The sequence below is a fragment of the Syntrophus buswellii genome, from assembly GCF_046097065.1.
Lineage (GTDB): Bacteria > Desulfobacterota > Syntrophia > Syntrophales > Syntrophaceae > Syntrophus > Syntrophus buswellii.
Genome location: NZ_CP175563.1, coordinates 1,050,383 through 1,071,097, shown reverse-complemented (window position 1 = coordinate 1,071,097; position 20,715 = coordinate 1,050,383). Strand labels below are relative to the sequence as shown.

General features: G+C 63.1%; 18 protein-coding genes. 2 read left to right on the top strand and 16 right to left on the bottom strand.

The window, feature by feature from the left end; genetic code table 11:
- Positions 1-11: 11 nt before the first annotated feature.
- The 15 genes from ACJ77P_RS04855 to ACJ77P_RS04785 form a co-directional block, all read right to left on the bottom strand.
- On the bottom strand, positions 12-1,520 hold the full coding sequence (locus ACJ77P_RS04855; RefSeq protein WP_408999142.1) for a phage tail protein: 1,509 nt from the start codon (positions 1,518-1,520) through the stop codon (positions 12-14).
- 131 nt (positions 1,521-1,651) lie between these two features.
- On the bottom strand, positions 1,652-4,489 hold the full coding sequence (locus ACJ77P_RS04850) for a hypothetical protein (protein ID WP_408999141.1): 2,838 nt from the start codon (positions 4,487-4,489) through the stop codon (positions 1,652-1,654).
- Entirely contained in the window at positions 4,486-5,661 is a 1,176-nt protein-coding gene (locus ACJ77P_RS04845; RefSeq protein ID WP_367361241.1) for a hypothetical protein, read from the bottom strand. Before ACJ77P_RS04845 ends, ACJ77P_RS04850 begins: the two co-directional genes overlap by 4 nt.
- 4 nt (positions 5,662-5,665) lie before the next feature.
- Positions 5,666-6,040 (bottom strand): GPW/gp25 family protein, encoded by a 375-nt coding sequence (locus tag ACJ77P_RS04840; protein WP_367361240.1) that lies wholly within the window; start codon positions 6,038-6,040, stop codon positions 5,666-5,668.
- A gap of 11 nt (positions 6,041-6,051) precedes the next feature.
- Entirely contained in the window at positions 6,052-6,864 is an 813-nt protein-coding gene (locus ACJ77P_RS04835) for a phage baseplate assembly protein V (RefSeq protein WP_408999140.1), read from the bottom strand.
- Complete coding sequence (locus ACJ77P_RS04830; protein WP_408999139.1) at positions 6,865-8,010, bottom strand: phage late control D family protein; 1,146 nt, start codon at positions 8,008-8,010, stop codon at positions 6,865-6,867.
- A gap of 3 nt (positions 8,011-8,013) precedes the next feature.
- Positions 8,014-8,304, bottom strand: a complete 291-nt coding sequence (locus ACJ77P_RS04825; RefSeq protein ID WP_367361237.1) for a LysM peptidoglycan-binding domain-containing protein — start codon at positions 8,302-8,304, stop codon at positions 8,014-8,016.
- A 1-nt stretch (position 8,305) separates the two neighbouring features.
- Positions 8,306-8,956, bottom strand: a complete 651-nt coding sequence (locus tag ACJ77P_RS04820) for a hypothetical protein (RefSeq protein ID WP_408999138.1) — start codon at positions 8,954-8,956, stop codon at positions 8,306-8,308.
- A 3-nt stretch (positions 8,957-8,959) separates the two neighbouring features.
- On the bottom strand, positions 8,960-9,193 hold the full coding sequence (locus tag ACJ77P_RS04815; RefSeq protein ID WP_367361235.1) for a hypothetical protein: 234 nt from the start codon (positions 9,191-9,193) through the stop codon (positions 8,960-8,962).
- On the bottom strand, positions 9,187-10,524 hold the full coding sequence (locus tag ACJ77P_RS04810; protein WP_408999137.1) for an ATP-binding protein: 1,338 nt from the start codon (positions 10,522-10,524) through the stop codon (positions 9,187-9,189). Before ACJ77P_RS04810 ends, ACJ77P_RS04815 begins: the two co-directional genes overlap by 7 nt.
- Positions 10,524-11,555: a DUF4255 domain-containing protein gene (locus ACJ77P_RS04805; RefSeq protein WP_408999136.1), complete on the bottom strand. Its 1,032-nt coding sequence runs from the start codon at positions 11,553-11,555 to the stop codon at positions 10,524-10,526. The genes ACJ77P_RS04810 and ACJ77P_RS04805 overlap by 1 nt, the downstream gene beginning before the upstream one ends.
- A gap of 2 nt (positions 11,556-11,557) precedes the next feature.
- Positions 11,558-12,859, bottom strand: a complete 1,302-nt coding sequence (locus ACJ77P_RS04800; protein ID WP_408999135.1) for a hypothetical protein — start codon at positions 12,857-12,859, stop codon at positions 11,558-11,560.
- A complete protein-coding gene (locus tag ACJ77P_RS04795; RefSeq protein ID WP_367361231.1) occupies positions 12,856-13,704 on the bottom strand; it encodes a hypothetical protein in 849 nt (282 codons plus the stop codon). Before ACJ77P_RS04795 ends, ACJ77P_RS04800 begins: the two co-directional genes overlap by 4 nt.
- Positions 13,704-14,213 (bottom strand): phage tail protein, encoded by a 510-nt coding sequence (locus ACJ77P_RS04790; RefSeq protein WP_367361230.1) that lies wholly within the window; start codon positions 14,211-14,213, stop codon positions 13,704-13,706. Before ACJ77P_RS04790 ends, ACJ77P_RS04795 begins: the two co-directional genes overlap by 1 nt.
- A gap of 36 nt (positions 14,214-14,249) precedes the next feature.
- Positions 14,250-16,166: a phage tail sheath C-terminal domain-containing protein gene (locus ACJ77P_RS04785; protein WP_408999134.1), complete on the bottom strand. Its 1,917-nt coding sequence runs from the start codon at positions 16,164-16,166 to the stop codon at positions 14,250-14,252.
- Positions 16,167-16,942: 776 nt separating this feature from the next.
- Here ACJ77P_RS04785 and ACJ77P_RS04780 point away from each other — a divergent pair.
- The gene (locus tag ACJ77P_RS04780) at positions 16,943-18,241 is read left to right on the top strand and encodes a radical SAM protein (protein WP_408999133.1); all 1,299 of its coding nucleotides are present in this window, start codon (positions 16,943-16,945) and stop codon (positions 18,239-18,241) included.
- A 35-nt stretch (positions 18,242-18,276) separates the two neighbouring features.
- On the opposite strand, the gene ACJ77P_RS04775 is transcribed toward ACJ77P_RS04780, so the two are convergent.
- Positions 18,277-19,488 (bottom strand): PP2C family protein-serine/threonine phosphatase, encoded by a 1,212-nt coding sequence (locus tag ACJ77P_RS04775; protein WP_367361226.1) that lies wholly within the window; start codon positions 19,486-19,488, stop codon positions 18,277-18,279.
- Between the two features lie 567 nt (positions 19,489-20,055).
- Between ACJ77P_RS04775 and ACJ77P_RS04770 the strand changes: the two genes are divergently transcribed.
- Positions 20,056-20,712, top strand: coding sequence for a hypothetical protein (locus ACJ77P_RS04770; RefSeq protein ID WP_408999132.1), 657 nt, complete (start codon positions 20,056-20,058; stop codon positions 20,710-20,712).
- Positions 20,713-20,715: the final 3 nt, after the last annotated feature.

Genomic DNA, 20,715 nt, shown 5'->3' with positions numbered 1-20,715 from the left:
AAGTATGGAAATCAATTCGTGTCGCATGGCGGAAACGGGAGCCGGTGCAATCGGAGATCCGGCACGATGACCGCCTCCATCCCCACCGGGAGGAACTCCTTCAGTTTGTCCAGTACCGCCGCCAGAAGGAGGCTGTAACGCCATCCGTGGTGGGCTCCCATTTCACCGCCGTCCTCGGCCCCGAAACGGACCGCCTCCGGGGTGGCGGGATGGAGAACGGCGCATCCCGGCTCTCCGAACCGGGCGGTTCGGCGGACGACCTCCCCTCCCTCGTCGAACTCGAAGGCATGGAAAACCGGCTTCTCGGTGGTGTTGCGGTGGGTCAGGAGCGTTGTCAAGACTCCCGGCGGAATCCGGGAGAAGCGGATGCAGTGGGGATATTTCACCAGTCCGGGATCCAGCTCCAGTTCCCCGGCGAAGAGGCAATCGCTGGCCTGGAGCCTGCCGGTTTTGCAGTTGCCCAGCACGGTGCAGTATTCGAGGCGGGCCAGGCCCTGCACATCCATCTTTTCAAAGAGGCACTCCAGCGCATCCACCACCGGCTCGTCCATAGTCGCGGCGGGGACGTCGACTTCAAGGGCCCGGATCGCGCACCGCCTGAGCCTCACCCTCCCGGCTTTCACCGTTAGGGTGCCGTCTATGATGAGGTCCTCCAACAGATGCTCCTTTTTTTCGTCAAGGGTCCTATCTCCCTTATGGACGGGGAAGAGCCCGGGTGAGAAGAAGCCCAAGGGGGGCGGCGCATGGAGGATCACCCGCTTGGGGTGGCTGTACCCCTGCCGCCAGTCGGGGGTGCGGAGATCGACGGTGCGGCGGGAAACGTCGTCGAAACTCTCAGGGAAACAGGGCGCACCGTGGGGATTTACCTGGCGCCACCAGACAGGCACTCCGGCAAAGGTGGTCAGCTTCGCGGCGGGGTTTGAGGGAAATTCACCGGCGGCCATGGCCACTTCCATGGCCCGGGCTGGGTAGCGCAAATCCGGCGTGGCCGTTGGGAGGTCGGGATGCCGGGCTGCCCAGAGGGGATGCCGCTGAAAATCATCAAAGGCGGGTTCTTCCCCCAACGCCCCGGCCGGAAGCCGCGGCATGCCGATGCGGGGAGTGGCGGCGGTCCGCCGCCACCCCTCCCCGACCTCCGCCTCCATCTGCCCCACCGCTTCGGCGATCTGTTCGATGACCGTGAGAGTCCCCTTCCGCTGGCGCCACGCCACGGCATTGGCCACCTCGTCGCGCCGTCCCTTTTCGTCCGGTGAGACGAGGCGTACATCCAACAGCTGGGCAAAGTAGGGGATCAGCCAGGGCTGGCATGCGGTCCCCGCCGGCGGGTTGTCGGGAAAAGAGTCGGCCAGCCGCTGGTCCAGGCTGGCTCGGATCCGGTCAAGGAGCTCTCCGCAGGCGTCGAGAAACCGCGCCAGATCCTCCTGTCCTCCGGTCTCTTCGCCGTCTCGGGTCCGGTAGACCTCGGGGAGGACGCGGTAGAGCTGCTTGCCGATGGCAGTTGTCAGTTTGTCCGTGGCCATATCGTCGTCTCCTGTTCTTTCACCTCGCTCAAGACCTCCCGCCGGGCCGAATGCGGCGGAGACTCCTCATCCAAGACGGTCCTCGGGTTGCGAAATTTCGCTTTCCGCGCGTTCCCCGTCCCGGTAGCCGCTCACAGAGAGGGGGTGGCTGCAGACTCGCTTGCAACCGTGACCACGAGTTTGTCCAGTGTAAGGACCTCCCGGTCGCCGGAAGCCACCCGCCTGGCCGTCCTGTCATCATTGATGATTGCGACCGAGTGTTCCACGCCCGTCACCCCTTCCGCCACCTGGTAAACCTCGCTCAGGAAGAGATCCTGCCCAAGTTTCCGTTTCCGGAGGGAAAAGGCGTCCTGGACGGCGCTTTTCACGGCGGCAGCCACCGTATCGGGATTGTAGGCGACGGCATTCACGGTCAGGAGCAGCTCCAGATCAAAGGTGCGGGATTCGAAGGGCAGCACCGTCACCTCCACCTCCGGCACGGCGTGGGCCGTGAGGAAGCCGGTAAGGGCCTCGGCGAGGGGCCCCAGTTCCCCGCCCCCCGCGGGAACCACGACCACCTCCACCTTGTCGCTTCGACCGAGTCCCGTGGGACGACAGAAGGCCCGGGCCTGCCAGACGCTGCTCTGGGCCATGGCCAGCCAGGCGAAATCGTCGAGGGAGACGGCCCGCTCCAGGGTAAGGAGCGTTGCCGGGGCATTTTCCCGCAGGGACTCCACACCTTCCCGGTCATTTCCGCCGGTGGCGGGAAGGGGCTGGCACACCTTTTCCACCAAGCGGTGGGGTTTGGCTGGTTTGAAGGGGCTTCCGGCGGGGAGATTCCCCCCCAGTCCCGTCCCGGAGCGGAAGGTGAGGCGCACGTTGTTCGTGCCGGTGGGCAGGCGGCGGCCCCGCACTCCATCTCCGAAAGCGAACAGGAGATGCCCCGCTTCCGTCATGCGGACCGTGTAATGGTGGTCGCTGGGTCCTGAAGAGGCAAAGTTCCCAACCTGCTCCCAGACCCGCCCGGCCACGGAAAGGCTGATGGCGGCCCTCACCCCGGCAGGCTGCGTTGAATCGGCCACGAAGGATACCCCTGCCTCGGCGAGGACGAAGGATTGGCTCGATCGAGTGGCGTCACCGCTGCCCAGGACCTTTTCCCCTTTGCTCTCCCCGTGGCCTGACAGGACCACGTTTCCCGAGACGATTGTGTTTCCCCGGGAAAAACCGGCAGACAGGTCCTGTGCCAGAACCAGAGTTTTCCCCTCCATCTTCGTCACCTTCGTAAAGAAAGCGGATGCAGGGCTGTCGGTTCGCTCCACCATAAGGACACGCCCCTTCTCCAGGGCCATTGGCACCTCTGAAAGGGGGATGCGGGCTCCAGAGAGGGGCTGAGTGTTCTCCCGCCAGGAAACGATGCGGAGCTCGTCCTTGAAGTGGGCGTAAACCCTCGTCTCCGCGAGGAAGAAATCCCCGCCTCCCCGGTCTTTCCATGTCCCTTCCGCCGTGAGTGTCGCCTCCTCCCGCTCCAGGTCGACACTCACCGAGGCGAGCCGCGCCCAGGCGGTCTGGCGCCCCATGACGACCACTGCCAGGTCGCCGGCCGTGGTCTTTTTCGGCTTCCCCGTAATGACGGAGGCCGGGAGGTGCCCATCCTTCTTCTCCAGGTAGGTGTCGGTTCTCCATGGCCCGGCCCCCGCCGGAGGCGCCAGGAGTGTCTGGGGGTTGTTCAGGGGGAAGGGATGGTCGCTCTTGTTCCACGAAAGGGTCAGGATGGTATATCCCCCGCGGGGATCCTCGCTGTCGACCAGGTGGTAGCGGGCCGCCGTTACCGAATAGAAGGGGAGATGCTTGTGCTTCTTCTTGTTGATGACGGCGACGGTCTCCTGGGCGACCCGCCGGTCGGCGAGCCGCGACCAGTCCCCGGCCACCCGGAGGGCGTAGATGACGGCGTCCGGGTTGTCCACGGGACGCTCCTCCTGGGCGATCACCGACAGGGTGACCGGATAGCCGATCCGGGCCGTGTCGAGGCGCAGGGGGCCCACATCGGCGTCAAGGACGAGCCGCTTCCCCCGCACGGAAAAAACCCGGCGGTAGAGGTCTTCGGCCCCATCGCCGAGATAGATGACCATTCCGGGGAGGAGCCCCTCCGGTTCTTCGGTGAGGCGCAGAACCCGCTCCAACTCGGCCCCCTTGGCGGCAGGGCCGATGGGGACAAGCCTCTCGGCCGGCCTGGCGTGGATGAGGGTGTACCCCTTCCGGAGCCGTTGGGAGAGCCGGGGAGAAACACGCACCTCGGTATTTCCTTCGACAAGCCGGGTCCCCACGATAAGGTAGGCCCGGAGAATTTTACTCTCCGTGTCCTCTAGGACCAGGGGTTCACCCGTTTTGAGGTCCTCCACCTCCCCTTCCAGCAGGAGGAGTTCGCCCTCGAGACGCTCCGGGTTCCGGTTGTATTCAGCGGGACGGAGACTGTTGAGCAGCGGGTCCACCTTCAGTTCCTCCAGGGTCTCGAAGACCACCGGGGCACTCCCGTCGGCAGGGGTATGCTTCGCGGCGAAGCCCGCCGGAAGGGTTCCCGCCTCCTTTGCGTCGATAACGAGCCGGGTGGAGGCCGAGGCCGGCGGGGCCGGGTGGTAGTCGATCATCTCCACCAGCCGCCGCACCGTGTCCCACTGGGTAGCGGTGCCCAGAAACCCCTCGTTGGCGTAAGCGTCCAGGTGCTCGGTCAGGACATGAGAGGCGCGGGCCAGAACCCGGACGATTTCCCAGGCCCAGTCCCGGCGCGGAGAATGATACTGCTCCAGCATCCGCTCCTGGCGCTCGACTTCCGTTTCCGTGGAAGGAAGGGCTTTAACCTCCTGCCAGTCGGGAAAGCGGCTTGCAAGCTCAGCCCGAAGCAGCTCCAGGAAGGTGACGGCATTGCCGTCCACGTATCTGAAGCGGTTCAGGCCGGCGCGGTTCCATCGGGTGAGGTCGGTTCCGTTACTCATCCTCGGCGCCCTCCGGTCAGTGTAAGGTTGATGTAGCCCATCTCGGGTCGGCCCGGATCGTTGACGCAGACGGCGATTTCGAGCCCTTCGAGGGGAATGCGTCCCGTGTCGGTCTGGTCCGGGTACTGATCGCCGAGCCGCTTGAAGCGGTTGAGGCAGACGTTTTCGACCCCGTCCAGGGACATGAGGGTCTGGAAGACGTCGCTGGCGAAGAGATCTTGCCCGAAGCCGAGGCGCCCCGGTTCAAAGAATCCTCCCGGACCGGTGCCGAGGGCCTGGCGGACGGCGTTGCGGACTTCGGACTGGAAGTAGTTCTCCCGCACCCGGATGGAGATGAACATCTTGATCGCCACCGGCACCGCATCCTCCAGCACCACCTCCTGGCCCGCCATGCGCCATGCCTCCAGATAGGGATGGAGGATGGTCCGGATGGTGGGGGGATCGCTTCCCCAGGCCGGCTGCCAGATCCGGCGCTCCTGGTGAAACGCTTCAACCCGTCCCCGCAGGTCGTCTGGATAGGAGAGTCCCTCTTCGTCGAGGAGATGGTCGCTCCAGAGGACCGTGGCAATGCGGACCGTGGGCCACGATCCGGTCCAGGCGCTCCAGGCGCTGGCCCGCAGAACGAGGGGGTGATCGGCAAGCCGGTCGGCATAATCGGCCACGGTCACCATCCGCCGCTGGGTGTGGATAGATCGAGGCCCTTCGAGGCGGGCCGGGTCCATAAGATGAGAATTTCGGCGCCAGAGCTCATCGAGCTTTTCACAGCGGGTCTTGCCGCCCGGAGTCGCGGGGGGATCGTCCTCCAGGCCGGCGGCCGTGGCCGCATCGTAGCCGATGAGTGAGAGGAGCCTCCGCACCGATTCGGGGCGCCTCGCCGTCTCCAGATACGCCTCCGTCGCCACCCGGTCGGCCATGTCCGAAAGCTGGTCAAGGACCGCAGCCAGAACCTCCACGAGGACCACTTCCAGATCTCCCGCGGTCCAGCGCGTTCTCTCCGGGAAGCGTCCCGCCAGTTCTTCGAGCATGAGGCGGCGGAAGCTGTCGTAGTCCCGCGCGAGCCAGTCAAAGTCGTCCCCCGGGCCGGGAAGGGGCTGGGGAAACTCTACCCGCCGCTCGGCGCAGTCGGGGCAGTAGCCTTCAAAGGTCAGTATGCTCTTCGGATTCTCGGCCATGGCCTCACACCAGGAATTCGTGCCGCTCCCCGTGGCCGATGGCGGCCAGGGTGTAGGACACGGTAATCAGGAGTTTCTCCCCTTCCCCCCTCACCACCACCTCCAGGCTCTTGGGGTCGACCTCTCCCCGGAGGGCTTCGCCAAGGGACGAGGAGATCCGTTTGCGGGTGATCTCCCAGAGGACCGAGGCGTTGGGCTCGAAGACGAGTTGCTTAAGCCCGGCCCCGAATTCCGGGCGGAAGATCCGCTCGTTCGGGTTTGTGAAGAGAACCTGCTCGATCTGCTGCCGCACATGGGACCGGCGGTCTGCCACGACGGCTCCGTGGTCTCCGATGCGAAGCGGAAAGGACATATAGGGGGGATCGGCCATTCGGTTCATCAGAGATGCTCCTAACTTGTTTTTACCTTCATGGACAGCGTACTCATCTCTCCCTGGGGAATCGGCGGGCCCGTGGGACCCATGGCACTCGGATGGACGTGAGTGGCGAAAAGGGTGAGGAAGCTCTGTCCCTTGATGATCGGCTCTCCTCCCTGTCCCGCCAGCATCACCATCTGCCCCTCCACCACCACCTGCTGACCCTTGACGGTGATTCCCGAGGCGGCCATCTCTACCTTGTTGCCGTTGGCGTCCTCGATGGTGGCGCCACTGGACGACAGGGTGATGGAATTGCCGTTGGCGTCCTCCACGATCACCTGGCCGGCATCGGCGTCAAGTGTCAGGGTGTTCCCCTTGGCGTCGGCCACGATGACCGTCCCTTTTTCATCCACGGTCATCTCGGTTCCGGCCGGGTGGGCAAGGCGGAACTTCTCCTTGCCGGATTCGTCGTCGAATTGGAGGACATGTCCCGACGGGGTCTTCAGCAACCGGGTCGTCGGGGGTGATTTGTCGGCCTCCGCCGGCGGGTCGCCGCCCGCCTGCCAGAAGGTGCCGGTCCAGATGGGAAGGTCCACGTTTCCCGCCTCAAACTCCACCCAGACCTGGGCATCCACCTCGGGAACCACGAAGAGTCCCTGGTCGGCTAGGCCGCCGAAGGGCAGGCTCGGAAGCGCCCAACCGGTCGGGGTCTCGCCGAGAACCGACGGCACCAGAAGGCGAAGCCGCCCCCGTTTCTCCGGATCGTCGTTGTCGGTCACAAACCCCCGGTACTTGCCGTAGTAGCGGTTTCGGTACTGCCGCGCCAGTTCCAGAAGCAGGTCTTCCATCTATCCCCCCAAAACGCCGGCCAGCAGTCCGCCGGCGCCGCTCCCCAGGTTGTCGCCATAGGCATTGCGCAGCAGGTTGAAGCTCTGACGGTAGCCTTCGGTGCTGAAACGGTGCCTGACGGTATCCACGAACCAGATGCCGCCGTACCGTTCCCCCACACCGTCCACCCCGACGGGCTCCCCCACCCGGAGCACATGGCCGTAAAGAGAACCGTCCAGTTCCCCCTCCCCCTTCACCCGGAGGGAGAGGTCGTTGGCCCGGCGCTGGGCCCGGGCCCGCCATTCGTCTTCACTCATCTCCCCCTGGCGGCTCATGCGCCAGGCGAAGTCCGGAAGGCCGCTGCCGGCCCCCGTGGCCGCCTCGTTCCCAAGAAGCGGCAGATCCGGATCCACCGTCTCGGAGACGGTTCCGCTCCCTGCGGTCTCGGCCCGGTCAAAGGAAACGCGGTCGGCCTGATGGCCGTCGTCGCGGACCGAAAAGCGGTAGGCGCTGGTATCTTCGCCGGCGTACACCATGATCGTCGCCTGGGGTTCCGCGTCAAGACGCATGGGACCGAAATAGGCCATCCCCTCCCGGAAGATGAGGTCGTAGCCGTTGGCCTCGGCCCGCCGCCGGAGAAACTCGATGTCCGTCCCGTCCTGGTTGATGACGAGACCCGTCTGGCCGCTGTCGTTGGCCGGGTCCGGAGAGAGGCCGTACTTGCCGAGAATCGCGGGAACGATCACCTGGTCGGTCGTGGGGGCGTCCCCTCCCCAGACCATCCGGACATGCTCCCGGTCCAGGGCCAGGGAGTCATCCCTGCACTCCACCGTCACCCGGGCGCTCCCGGCGTCTTCCGGGTAGTCGGCCCGAACCTCCCGGATGTACCCCCGCATGACCTCCTCGGTGGCGCTGCCGAAGGCCGCTTCGAGAACGATGGGCTCCCAGGGGGCCAGACGCCCGTCGTCCTGGACGAGCCACTTCCCCTCTTCGTCGCGGCGGCTTTCGAAGGTGATCACCGCCACCGCCGGCTCGGCCCGGCCGGCATCCACCGTCACCTCCGTAAGAAAGGGATAAAGGTCGGGAATCTCAAGACCCGCGCTCCCCACACGGATGATGCACTCGGCCGGCTCGCGGCGTTTTGACGTAAAGAGATCCAGGATCATGCCCTACTCCTTCGCCTTCGGGATCAGGATCACCCGTCCTTCCATCTCCTCCAGCATCATGTCGCCGCCATAAAAGAAGTCCGGATTGGCGTCGACAATCCGCCACCAGAGGCGATCGTCGTTGTAATAGTGGCGCGCCAGGAGGTCCAACCGGTCGCCGGCTTTCACCACATGCTCCACGACGCCGGTGGCGGACCCGATGGTCCGGGGGCGGATTCCCGCGAAAACCGTAACCCCGTTGGAGGACGGCTTGAAGGTCTGGCTTTTCTCGTAGCGGCTCCCCTTCTGGAACATGTCAGAAAATCCCTCCGATCACGGTGCGTCCCGAGTTAAGTGCCGCCCCAATCACCTGCCTCACCTTCTCGACCTGGTAGAAGGGGTTGTTCCCTTCGATGACCTGCATGGTGAGATTGGCCCGGGCCCGATAGGGAACCAGGGAGGGGAGATGGGCCTCTTCGGTTATGCGGATGCTGGTGAGAAACACGGGCAGGATATGGGTTCCCCATACCAGCAGCAGCACCGATGCGGATTCGCTCCGCTGGAAGGCCCGCTGGCCGCCGAGATCGAGGCTCGCCAGGGTCTGGAAACCGCCGGGCCCCTGGGCCTTGGGCTCCACCATGGTGCGCAGCGTATCCAGCTCCGGCTCGATGCCGAATTGGCAGGCAATGGAATAATCGGGGTGATTCGGGTCGCTCATCCGGTCGGTGGCGTCCAGGAGGATATCCAGAGAAAAGCTTTCCGGCTGCACGGTGACCCCCTGGGCCACCCGCGCCGTCTCCGTGGGAAGCGCAAAGTCGTATCCCCCCCGGGTGCCGGGGGCGCTTCCGGTCCGCAGGGTGAGCGTGCGGGTGCGGGTGAGGGACTGGGGGTTGAAGTCGAAGACCAGCACCAGCGGCGGAATCGAGAGGGCGTATTCGATCAGCATTCCCTTGACGGTGTTGAGCATCTCTTACCTCGTTTCGTTCCGTATTCCGGTATAAACCGATGTCGCTACAGCCCTGGCCACATCCCGGTCGGTGGCCAGGGAAGAAACCTCCACCGGCGGCACCGTCAGCCGGTCCAGCTGCAGGTCGGCCGTCATCGGGACCGCTGCCAGTTCCTCCGCCACCAGGCGGGCGATCTCCCCGGCCCGGTCCCGGAAGGCGTGGGGCAACTGCAGGCGCAGGCGTTCGATGGTCAGCATGGCACCTCCCCGGGGAGGAAGGGTGCCATGGGTCCCAGGTCCGTGGGGGAAAGTTCCCGGCCGTCCTTGCCCAGCTCCCGCCAGATCGCCAGGGCCACGTGGCCGAGGCTCAGGGGCCTCCCCGCACCGGCGGCCAGGTAGGCCGCGTGGAGGGCGGCATTGCGGATGCTCCCGCCGGTCAGGTTAACGGCGGCACCAAGAAAGGCGGGGTTCACCCCTGGCTCCCTCGGCATCCTGGGCGGCAGGAGCCGCTGCCAGAGCCGTGTCCGGGCCTCGGCGTCGGGGCGGGGAAAATCCACCACCACCTGGAAGCGGCGGGCAAAGGCCGGATCCAGGTGCTTGCGGAGATTGGTGGTGAGAATCACCGGCCCCGAGTGGGACTCGATGCGGGCCAGCAGGTGGCTCACCTCCATGTTGGCGTAGCGATCCCGGGCCTCCCTCACCTCTCCCCGCTTGCTGAAGAGGCTGTCTGCTTCGTCGAACTGCAGGATCATCGGCTGGCCGTGGGCTGCATCAAAAAGGCGGTTCAGGTTCTTTTCCGTTTCACCGATGTACTTGCTCACCAGCCGCCCAAGATCGACCCGGTAGAGGGGCCAACCCAGTCTGGCGGCGAGGACCGCGGCGGCAAAGGTCTTTCCCGTCCCCGACGGGCCGGAGAAGAGCCCAACGGGACCGCCGCAATCGCTGCCTCCCCATTCTCCGACCACGATGGCCTTGTGGGTGATCCAGAGGAGAAACTCCCGGAGCATGGCAACCCGGTCCTGCGGCAGCACAAGATCTTCCCACCGGGCCGGAGTTTTCACCAGGACCGCCCCCGGCAGATCCCCGGTGACGGCAGGACGACCCAGAAGCCGGGCTGTCACACCCGCTGCCGGACGGAGCGGCTGGAAGGGGTCTCCCCCCTCCACTTCAATGAGGCCATTGATGCGCAGGGGGGATGCCTCGGAAAGGGCGCCGTAGAGAAGCGCCGTTTCCTCGGGTGCCACGGCCAGGATCTCCTGGAGGAGGGCCGGCGTCGGGTAAGGAGTCGGCGCTCCGGGCTGCAGCGCCTGAAAGAGCCACCCAAGCCGCGGTTCCGCCTCGGGTGCCACCGCACAGGCGAGGACGTCGAACTCCAGAGAAGAGAGTCCCGAGGGCGTCACCGCGTCCCATCTCCCCTCCTCCCGGCGAAAGGCCTCCACCTGCTGCTGCAACGTCCGAAGTCGATCCAGCTCACCCTGGGACGCCGATCGCCCCTGACGGGACTCAGCCAGGATGTGGGCCAGCAGGCTTATCCTCTCCCATTCGGATGCGAAGCACGCCTCTCCCCTGGTCCGCACGGTGGATTCCATCACGGCCCTCCGTAGACGGTGACCAGGAGGGGATTGCTCCGCACCTTCAGCGTCACTCCGTCCGCCCCCCGCACCCAGCTCCGCTCGGCATAGAGGACCGCCTGGCCTCCGCCGGAGACAAGATCCACGGGAAGGGCGACTTCAACGGTCTGTGCGTCAGAGCCCATTTCGGGATCGAGGGTCAGGTCCGTCGCCGAAGTGTCCATCCTGTCCGCCACATCCTGCCAGCCTCCTGTGCTCGTCCATCGCTGCCAGGCAAGGGTGACGGCGGCTCCCGGCTCCCCGGCCACCCAGACGGCGGGAACGAAATCGGTCAGTTCCTGACTCCCCAGGGCGAAGAGAAGACTGCTGGCACACACCCCCTCTGCCACGAAACAGATGGCGGGTGCCCAGTCCGGCCGCGAGGTGTCCACCGTCGACCGGAGAACCGGCGGCGCGGCGGCCGCCCCGGAAAAGGGTGCGGTGCGGGCTGCGGAAACGGCGCGGACTTCGGAACCGATCCGCCCCACCAGAGGGCTTTCGGGACGAGGCTCCCGGGGGAGCACCGGAGCCAGGGCCATTTCGTAGGCAATGGAGGGTCGGTAGCTCACGTCACCCTGGGTCGACCAGATGTGATTCAGGTCATCGGCGCCCAGGGGGAAAAAGACCATCTGGAGCCGGAACGTCTCGTCGTCCACCGTGAGCGCGGACAGCACCGGCGTCTCGTGGAGGAGCCGCATCACCTCGCCGAGGAGGCGCAGGTCGTTCTCTCCGGCGCTCACCTGTTCCTCCTCGATGCCGAAACCGGTGATGAGGCAGTGGAGCCGCACCCACCAGGGATCGCCGGGAGTGTCGCCAGTAAAGAAACCCGCCGGTTCGATCCGGTAGAAGAAGAGGTTCACCCGGTGGGTCGTGTCGGTTACGGCCGGCGCGGCGCTGGCCGGAGAGCCGATCATGACCTGGATCGAATTGGCGCTGGCGTCGAGCCCCACGCTGACGAAGTCGGCAATGGCGCGACAGACGCGGGAAAGTGATGAACGCGGGAGGGCCATATTCAGAAATTCCTCAAATAGTGGCGGCTGGCCAGATCCGGCCGGGAGCGCTCCCCGCTCCGGGGCAAGCGATCTGCAGGCGCCGGGACAACCACCACGACCTCGATGGCGCCGATCCGGACCTGGGGTTCCGGGGGCGGAAGGGAACGGCCGGACCCTTTTTCTTCGCTGTCCTTCGGGATCGGAGGCAGTGGACGGACGGCCGGCCGCTGGAACCGCTCCACACTTTTGGAATCAGGAGTCGAAGACGGGGCGGCGGCCGGCATACCGCCGTGATGAAGTTCCTCCTGCACCGTGTCCGCAGGAACTTCCCCTGCCGCCGATGGAAAAGTCTTCCCCTGCAGCCCGGCGGCCTGCTCCATACCATGATTCTCCTTCATTGTTTCTGCCGATTGATCAGAAGGGGTGATGGTGCCCGCACGGTTCAATCCCGCTTGCCGTCTCCCCTGCGTTTCCGCAGACACTTTCCCGGTTCGTGACGCCGCATCTCCGGACGAAGATTCCCGTACGGATGAATCCCTCGCGTCCACTGGAACCAGAGGAGCATCGATAGAATCACCGTCGTGAAACGACTTCATCGACTCAACGCGGAACCTGTCCGATTCCGTTCGGGCGCTTTCGCGACCTGCCTGCTTTCGTGCCGCAGGATTGGGAAGGCTTACGCCTTTCATCGTCACCTCCGGAATTCCCGAACCCGGGGTGTATTCCGAAAGTGAAGGGCCCACCACCCGGCGGGTGACGGCTCCACCATCCTGCAGGGTTCCTGACCCCGCATTCACCGGCGGACCGCCGCCCTCCTCCCGAAGTCTTATCTCCGCTGTATCGCTCTCCATGCTCACGGCAGGCAAACCGGAAGCCTCCTCATCCTCCTCGGCCGGACCACCCGTCTGCTCCGCCGTGTGCCCCTCGACCCGTGGCTCCTCAAATCGTTCGCCGATTCGAGACAGCGCCTCTCCAGGCGAAGATTCCCCCATGAAGGAATCGCTTATGACCGCCCGGGCGCTTCCACAATCTCCCTGCTCCCCTGTTCCAGGATCGTGAAGGTCTGCGCCTTCCGTTGTCATCCCGTGCCGTCCCGCAATCAAGGTCTGTTCCGTGGGTACAGGGTCCAGGACCCTGCGGGCGGAAGACCCGTCCTGAACCGGCGTCTGCCCCGCATACATCGGCTGGCCGCCGCTCTCTTCCCGGAGCCGCACTCCCGTTGTGCCGCTCCAGCTGCCTGCGGCAGGCGCCGCGGCGGATACGCGGGCGGCTGTGCCCCCCCTGCGGCTGTCGCGTAGAATATCCGCAAAAAATCCCATCATGTTCCTCTTCCGGAACGCGTCATTCCCCGCGCCTCGTCGATCAGATCAAGGTAGCGCCTGCGCCGGTGCAGGGAAAGCCCCAGGATTTCCGCCTCGCTCCAGTGGTAGGTGGAGGCGAGGATATGGATTTCCCGAAGGAGTCCCTCCCCGAGCCGGTTATATAGAATCCGGTAGGGATCCACATCGATCCCGTGGGCTGTGCCGCAGGCGGGACAGGCGGCCTGCACGGACACGGCCACCTCCGGCGCTGCCTCCTCCAGGGCCGCCTCGATCCTGGCCACGTCGCCGGGGGAAAAGGCCTCCATCCTGTCACCAGAAGGGAGGGGATCTTCCACCCGCCGGCCGGCAAGTGCCACCAGGCAGCATTTCACAAGACACGGGATGGCCGCACGGTCATCGGCAAGGCCCGCAAGGATTTCCTGGTCGGCCCCGCTGGGCACGCGGAATCGGCATCTTCCGAGGCTCGTCTCCACCTCGGCGAAAGGATACCCGGGCCCCGCCTCCTTCACCGGCAGATTCCGGTAGTCCACGGCAAAATCGAACCGTTCGCCGCACCTGCGGCAAGGGGCCGTGAACCAGGTTTCCCCCAGGCCGAACTCCACGGCCAGCCTCGCCATGAGGAACTGGCGGTCGCCCACGGAAAGCGCCGCCACGGTGGCCGGCAAGGGGAGCTCCCCCCCTACGTGCTCCAGGGCGGCGGCCAGGGCCTTCGTCACCCTGGCCGGCATGGGGGAGTTTTCCTCGGCCGCCTCGGCCAGGACCAGTTCCACCACCCCGGTCAGGGGGCGGAAGGCAAAATCCCGGCGCCGGACGCCATCACGGAGGATTCCGCCGGGGAGCCGCATCAGGACTCAGCCGGCTCGGCAACACTGGTATCCCGCTCCCACCCCTCGTGTTGCAGGGTGATGGACTGGATGCCGACGGTGTTCATGTTCCCGGCATCGAGATCCGGCAGCGCCTGGTAGTCGGATACCCAGGCCCGGTAGAGTTTGTAGGATATGGCCACCTTCCCCTGGAGGTTCAGGACGTTAATGATGATGTCCTTGCGGTAGTTCTTCAGGGACAGGGCGGCGTCCCCCTGGATGTTGTTGACGAGGTTCGCCCAGTTCTCGAAGACCGGGTCGTGGGTAAGCCCCTGCTCCAGGTTCACGGGATCGTAGCTGGTTCCCCCAGGCATGATCCGCTCGTGGGACGGATCGTTGGAGGCGCGCCACTTCACCGGCGTCGTCTTCTTCTTGAGGGCCCCCATTTTTTTCAGTCCCGCCACAACCTTGCCGTCGATGACGACCTGGAACTTGAAGGTGCGGTAGGGATCGTACCGATGTGTGTTGACTGGAAAGAGCGGTGCTGCCATCACAAGCCTCCTTTGATTCGGCTGTTGAAAAGAAATTTATTGTTCAGCAACCTTCTGCTGGATGCGGACAATGACGAATTCGGCGGGCTTCAAGGGGGCGAAACCGACAATGACGATCACCTGGCCCCGGTCGATGTCCCCCTGATTCATGGTGTCCCCGAGGCCGCAGCGGACGAAGTAGGCATCGTTGGCCTTTTCGCCCTGGAAGGCCCCGGCCCGGAAGAGACCGTCCATGAAGGACCCGATGTTGGCCCGCAGAGAGGCCCAGAGGTTATGGTTGTTGGGCTCGAAGACCGCCCACTGGATGCCGTTGTAGATGCTCTGCTCGATCATGATGGCGGTGCGCCGGATGGGAACGTAGCGCCACTCGGGGTCGGCCTTGGTGGCGAGAGTGCGGCTCCCCCAGATGACAGGCCCGTAGCCCGGCATCTTCCGCAGGCAGTTGATGCCCAGGGGATTCAGGGAGTCCTGCTCCCCGTCTTCCACCGGGTACTCCATGCCGGCCACGCCCAGAAGCGACGTTTCGACCCCCGCCGGGGCCTTCCAGACGCCGCGGCGGCCGTCGATCTTGGCCCACATGCCGGCGGCAAGACCACTGGGCGCCACCAGCAGGGTGGACGGCACACCGGGATTCCTCTCGGCGCTGTAGAAGGGGTTGGCCACCTTGACCCAGGGATAGTAGACCACCGAGTAGGTCTTGGGCTTGAATCCCAGGTCGTTGACCGCCTTTTCGGTCTTGAGCTCCACCCCCCGGGGGGGATCGATGATGACCATGCGGCTCTTCATCTTCTCGGCATGGGCCACGGCGGCGTCGATGACCCCCTGCTCGGCGGTGGTGTTCCAGGTCTGGCCCGGCAGGCAGAGGATGCTCACGTCACGCACCTTTTCGAAGGCGGCAAAGATGTCGTCGTAGGCGTCCTGATCGGGAAGACTGCCATTGGTTCCTCCGCCCAGGGAGACCTGGCCGGCGATTCCGGAAAGAAGCGCGTCCAGGGACTGCTGCCCGGTCCGCTGGGTGCCTTCGTTGGCCAATCCCAGCAGCAGAACCGTCGAGGCATCGGTGGCGTCTCCGGGACCGGTCACCACCACCGCTGAGGTGATGAGGCGGGTACCGGAAGTGAGGACAAGCCGGCTGCCTTCCGCGGCGCAGCTGAAATCGCGCACCGCCGGGTTGGCTACGACGGATCCCCTCACCAGGGTCTGAATGCTTCCCGCCACATCGGCCAGAGTGCTCGCGGCGCTGAATTCGCCGGCGCCGAAGTTCACCGTCCGGGCGGTCCCGTCCACAGCGACGGTCATGGTCCGGCTGTTCAGGACGCTGAAGTCGGCAACGGCAGCAAGATCCCGGCTGATGCTCACTCCCAGCAGGTACTGGCTGACATCCTGCATCTCCACGTTGATCAGAGTCGAGGCGTCATTCACCTTGCTCTCAATGTAATCGGGAGCGCTGTCGTCTACCACGGTCAGGTCGCTGAAACGCTCCCACTCCTTGAACTCGCTTCCATCCATGACGCCGACCTTCAAGGTGTAGTAGCCGGGTGCATCCGTCTTGGCCTCGAACCGGATCTGCAGTTCACTGCCCCACTCCCCCGGATTTACCGCCGAAAAGCGGAGGATCCGGGTGGAATCGGCAGGATTGACCAGGAATCCCTCGGCCGTGTCTGCGCTCTCTGCCAGGATGGCCCGAACGATGTAGGCGGCGGTCCCTCCATTTTGAAAAAAGCTGTAGACCGCGAACCCCATGGGGTCGCCTGCGGCCAATTTCCCCAGATCGCGGATTCCGCCGAACTGCTCCTCATAGTCGCTCCACTTGAACAGAAGCGTCGGCTCTGCGACCGGCCCCTTCGTGGTGAAGCCGACAAACGCCGCTGTGGATGTACTGACCCCTTCAATCGGCTTGGAGCCACTCGGGATTTCTTCCACATATACGCCCGGGTGAAGATACGTAGGCATCGCTTAGACTCCTTTCTTCAGAATGTATGTACGGCAAAATATGGAACTGTTGCTGGCACTGTGGCTTTCATTGCGAGAGGCCGCTTCGGGAGAAATACGGCAAGAAATCCGCGTCTCGCATTGTTGGACCTCTTCAATACGCCTGCTGACCCCTCCCTTTGCTGGAGAACATGTTAACGAGTTCATCTCTGGACAATCAATATGCGCCGTTTCAAAGGAAGTTTAAGGAAGGATAATTTGGTAACCTACTGTACTAAAAAATAGCCCTAAAACATTTACAATGTAAATACGGAAAGAATTACGCATAATTACCAGTTAAAACCTGGCATGAAGAACGGTGGGAGCGGAAAGGTCGCTCAGGGTTATGCTGTGGAAGAATAAGGGTTGATGATTCCGGTACGGACGATTCTCGGCCGGGGCAGCCCATAACATCGCAATGCGCTATGCTGTCTCCGCTCCGGCGCACCCCGAAGGCAGGGTACGGGCAGTTGCCACATCCCTGAGCGATAGTCCTTGACAGTGTCCGGGAAAAGGGGAAAATAGGGCGAATTGTCCTTCGCAGAGAGGATTTCGATTTGCCTGCCGCCACTGCTCAGCCGGATCGGACGGGAAGGGTCCAAGGTCGTCCGACGTTGCGAGCCGATGGACGGCAGCACCTGCCAGAGCAGCTTCGGTAAGAGAAGGCGCCATGGAAGTGAGATCTCGAGCGAAATTCCTTCCCCACTCCGGGATTATTTAAGGATGGGCATCGACGCAAGCAAGAAAGGTTTGAGCGTATGAACGAGAAGAATCCAGGCGGCCTGGAGCCCTTCGAGATCTGTTCGATCCGGCCTCCCACGGAAAACAGCAGCCTGACCTTTCGGCTGACACGTAACTGCTATTGGAACAAGTGCGCATTCTGCCCGGTCTACAAAATGGGGGCCCGTTTTTCCCGTCGTTCACTCGATGAAATCCGCAGAGACATCGATAGGGCCAGGCAGCTCGATGATTGGATGCTGGCCGGCGGAATCGGCATGAACGGGTATACCCGGGCCGATTACGGAAAGCTTCCCGGACTGGCCGAGGAGATCCGCCGGACCGGAAGGAAAGCGCATCATGAAGCCCGGACGCAGAAGGCAGCCGCGGAGATTCCGGAAGATGTCGATCCTCGCCTGGCCTGGTTTATCTCCTGGTTCAACGACCAGCCTTCCCTTGAGGACAGCCTTGCCCATCTGCTGAGCTGGCGGATGGCCGGAGGGGAAACCTGTTTTCTCGGTGATGCGGACGGGCTGATCCTGAAGCCGGAATTCCTGGCCACGGTCCTGGGCGAAATCAAATCCCGGTTTCCGTCCCTTCAACGCTTCACCGTTTACGGGCGGACCCGGACGGCGGCCAGGCAGCGGAGCCTCGCCGATCTGCGGTCCATGGCCGCAGCCGGGCTGAACCGGGTGCATTTCGGCATTGAAAGCGGAAGCGACCAGGTCCTGGCCTTCGTGAACAAAGGGGAATGCAGCGCGGATCACATCGAGGGCTGCCTGAAAACGAAAGAAGCCGGCCTCTCCTGCTCGGTTTACATCATGCCCGGCCTCGGCGGCACCGCACGTTCAGAGGAGCATGCCCTGGAAACGGCCCGGGTCATCAATGCCGCCGCCCCGGATTTTGTCCGCCTCCGGACGCTGGAAATTTTTCCCCAGACGCCCCTGGAGCAGGCGGTGAAAGAGGGCAGCTTCACGGAGTGCCCGGAAGAGCAGGTCGTCCGAGAGCTGAGGATCCTGATCAGCCGTATTGATGCGGAAACCGAACTCCTGAGCGACAGCGCCTCCAATCTCCTGGATTTGTATGGAAAGCTTCCCCATGACCGCAGCCGGCTTCTGAAGATCATCGATGGCTACCTGGACCTGCCGGAACAAAGCAAGCGGATCTTCAGTCTCCATGCGCGGCTCCGCTCCTTTCTCGGCCAATACGGAGGGCTTCCGGAGGATCTGTATGAGATCCTCAGCCCCTATGCCAGGGACGGGGAGCTCGACATGAGCCGCTGCCCCAATGACACCCTGGAAGGCATCACCCGTACGATCCGCTCCCGGTTGATGCCCTGAAAAAGGGAAAATCGCCGGCTCCGGATCTCCCCTGGTCAGGCCGCGGGAATCCGTTTCTTAAACTCAAGCCCCAGGATGCTCACATCATCCCTGAGCTTTTCTCCCTGAGCGAAGCCCTCGATGGCCCGGACGATCTCATCCAGCATGGCACCGATGTCCAGTCCATGCAGGCTCTTCACAAGGGCGTGAAACCTTTCCTCCCCGAACAATTCCCCTTTGTCGTTCGTAAATTCAAACACTCCGTCCGTATAAATAATGATTTTATCCCCCGCTGAAAAGGCCTTATCCTCCTCCTCGAAGGGCAGGACCCCCCCCAGACCGATAATGGTCCCCCCCTTTTCCAGCAGTTCGAAGGTCCCATCGGCATGAAGAAGAATGGGAGGGGGATGGGCGGCGTTGCTGTAGACCAGATGGCCATGATGGATATCGACGATGAGATAGATGACGGTCAGAAACTTTTCAAAGCGCTCCCAGGGGTATTCCAGGTCCAGGGCCGTGAGCACTTCTCCCGGGGAGACAATTTCATAATCCGGCGTGCAGCCGGGCTTCTTCCTGATGGTGCATCCCATGTGGGGCTGAAGGGTCTGGGAAAGGGAAAACGTCACCAGGGCCGGGGGCACCCCATGTCCGCTGACGTCGATCATGTAAAACCCGAGGTGATCCTCGTCGAGGTGGATCACGTTGAAGATGTCGCCCCCGATCGTTTCGGAAGGCGTAAACTTCCACTCGATCTCCAGGTCTTCGTCCTTCCGGCTCTTTTCCTGCCTCTGCGGCAGAAGGCACTGCTGAATCCCGGCGGCCGCCTGGAGGTCTTCATCAAGTTTCTTCTGCTTTTCAAGAAGTTTGGCATTGGCCATATTCAAAAAATAGTCGCTGAACGCGAAGATGGTCCGGCTCAAACAGGCATTGAGGCTTTGCAGCGCCTCCAGCAGGGCATCGCCCGTCAACTCTTTCGCAAGGATCGGAATCAGGATCGTCCGGTAGATTTCAAAAGCCTTCTGGACTTCCGAAAGAGAAAAGCCGCCTTCCAGGCGCAGTTTGCAGACCTTGACGATGAAGGCGTCTACTTTTGAGAAGTCCCCCCGGACCATCGCGGCGTAGTTTGCTTCGCTGGCCTGTGATGTCGTTTGAAGAAGCTCTTCCAACGGGCGCCTGGCGTACCCGGAACTGACCTCTTCATGAAGGCGATGCGCCCACTTCAGGGCGATGTGATCTCTGTATTTTTGAAGTATATCGGCAAGGTTCATGATGCGTGACATGCCTCCGGTGGTCGATGAAGGTTGGCCCGCCGGCCGCTGCCTTGCGCCGCGACGCTTTCATGAAAGCGGGAAACCGGACCGGGCAGGTGGCGCCATATCCGAAAGGTCAGCGATGGTGCGAAAGCCGGGGCCGCCGTAAAAAGAAAGTGTTCCCGCAAAATGCGGGGCCTGTTTCCGCTGGAGGAAAAATCCCATTCCGGCTGATCGATGGAAAACGTGCAGACAACAGGGGTAAGAGGGTCATGAACCGGTGCACGTAATGGGGAGGTTATATTTATATGGAATTTTGAGCCTGCATGCAACAAAAACATGGGAAATTGCTTCCCGGCTGACCTTGGAGAACCGGTAATTTCCCGCCTGCAAGCCCTGCCATTCAGTTAATTGCCGATGTATTTTTTTCAGCGATTCTGATATGGGGGAACCATTCAACAATCAGATCGGATGCGCGCCGGGTTGATTCCTCCGCATACAGGACGGCGGGATTTGAAGAAGGGAGCGCCAAGGCGGGCTCCGGCTGCCGGCCGGAAGCCTTTCCGGCGGGGAGAGGACAGGAACATGCGCCAGGATGAAAAAAAGTATCGCGTTCTGATGATGGCTGCCATCTTCGGTCTGGTCGCCCTTCTCGCCTCCGTCCAGTTACTGGATCAACAAGCACTGAGGAGCCTCGTCAGGGAAAACGGGCCCATCGAAATAGCGTCTGCCGCCGGTTATGTTCTCGTCCTTTTGATCATGATCTTGAAGGGAGGCTGGGACTTTTTCAGGAAACACGCCTATCTGTTCGTTCTGGTCGCCGCCTTCGGCCTCAGGGAACTGGACTTCCATACGAGGTTCACAACCATGGGCATCTTCAAATCCAAGTTTTACCTGAGCCCATCGGTTCCCCTGCCCGAAAAGATGATCGGCGCCCTTGTCTGCCTGGCTCTTCTTGCCTGCCTGATCCTCTGCCTCCGGAAGCACTTGAAAACATTTCCCGCGAAGGTCAGAGAAGAGACGTCATCCATGAGCATCGGGGTCGCCCTGCTCTTCATGGCCGTCTCAAAGGGCGTTGATGGGCTGTCGGCCAAATTGAGCCGCCTGGGCATGGAATTAACGGCAGCTCTTTCCCTGTCCTTCAGAAGCATGGAGGAGATCCTTGAATTGGGCATTCCGGTGATGCTGATCGTTTCTGCGCTGGCTTATTTCCGGAAAAGATCCGCTCCCCCGAGGCCGTAAGGG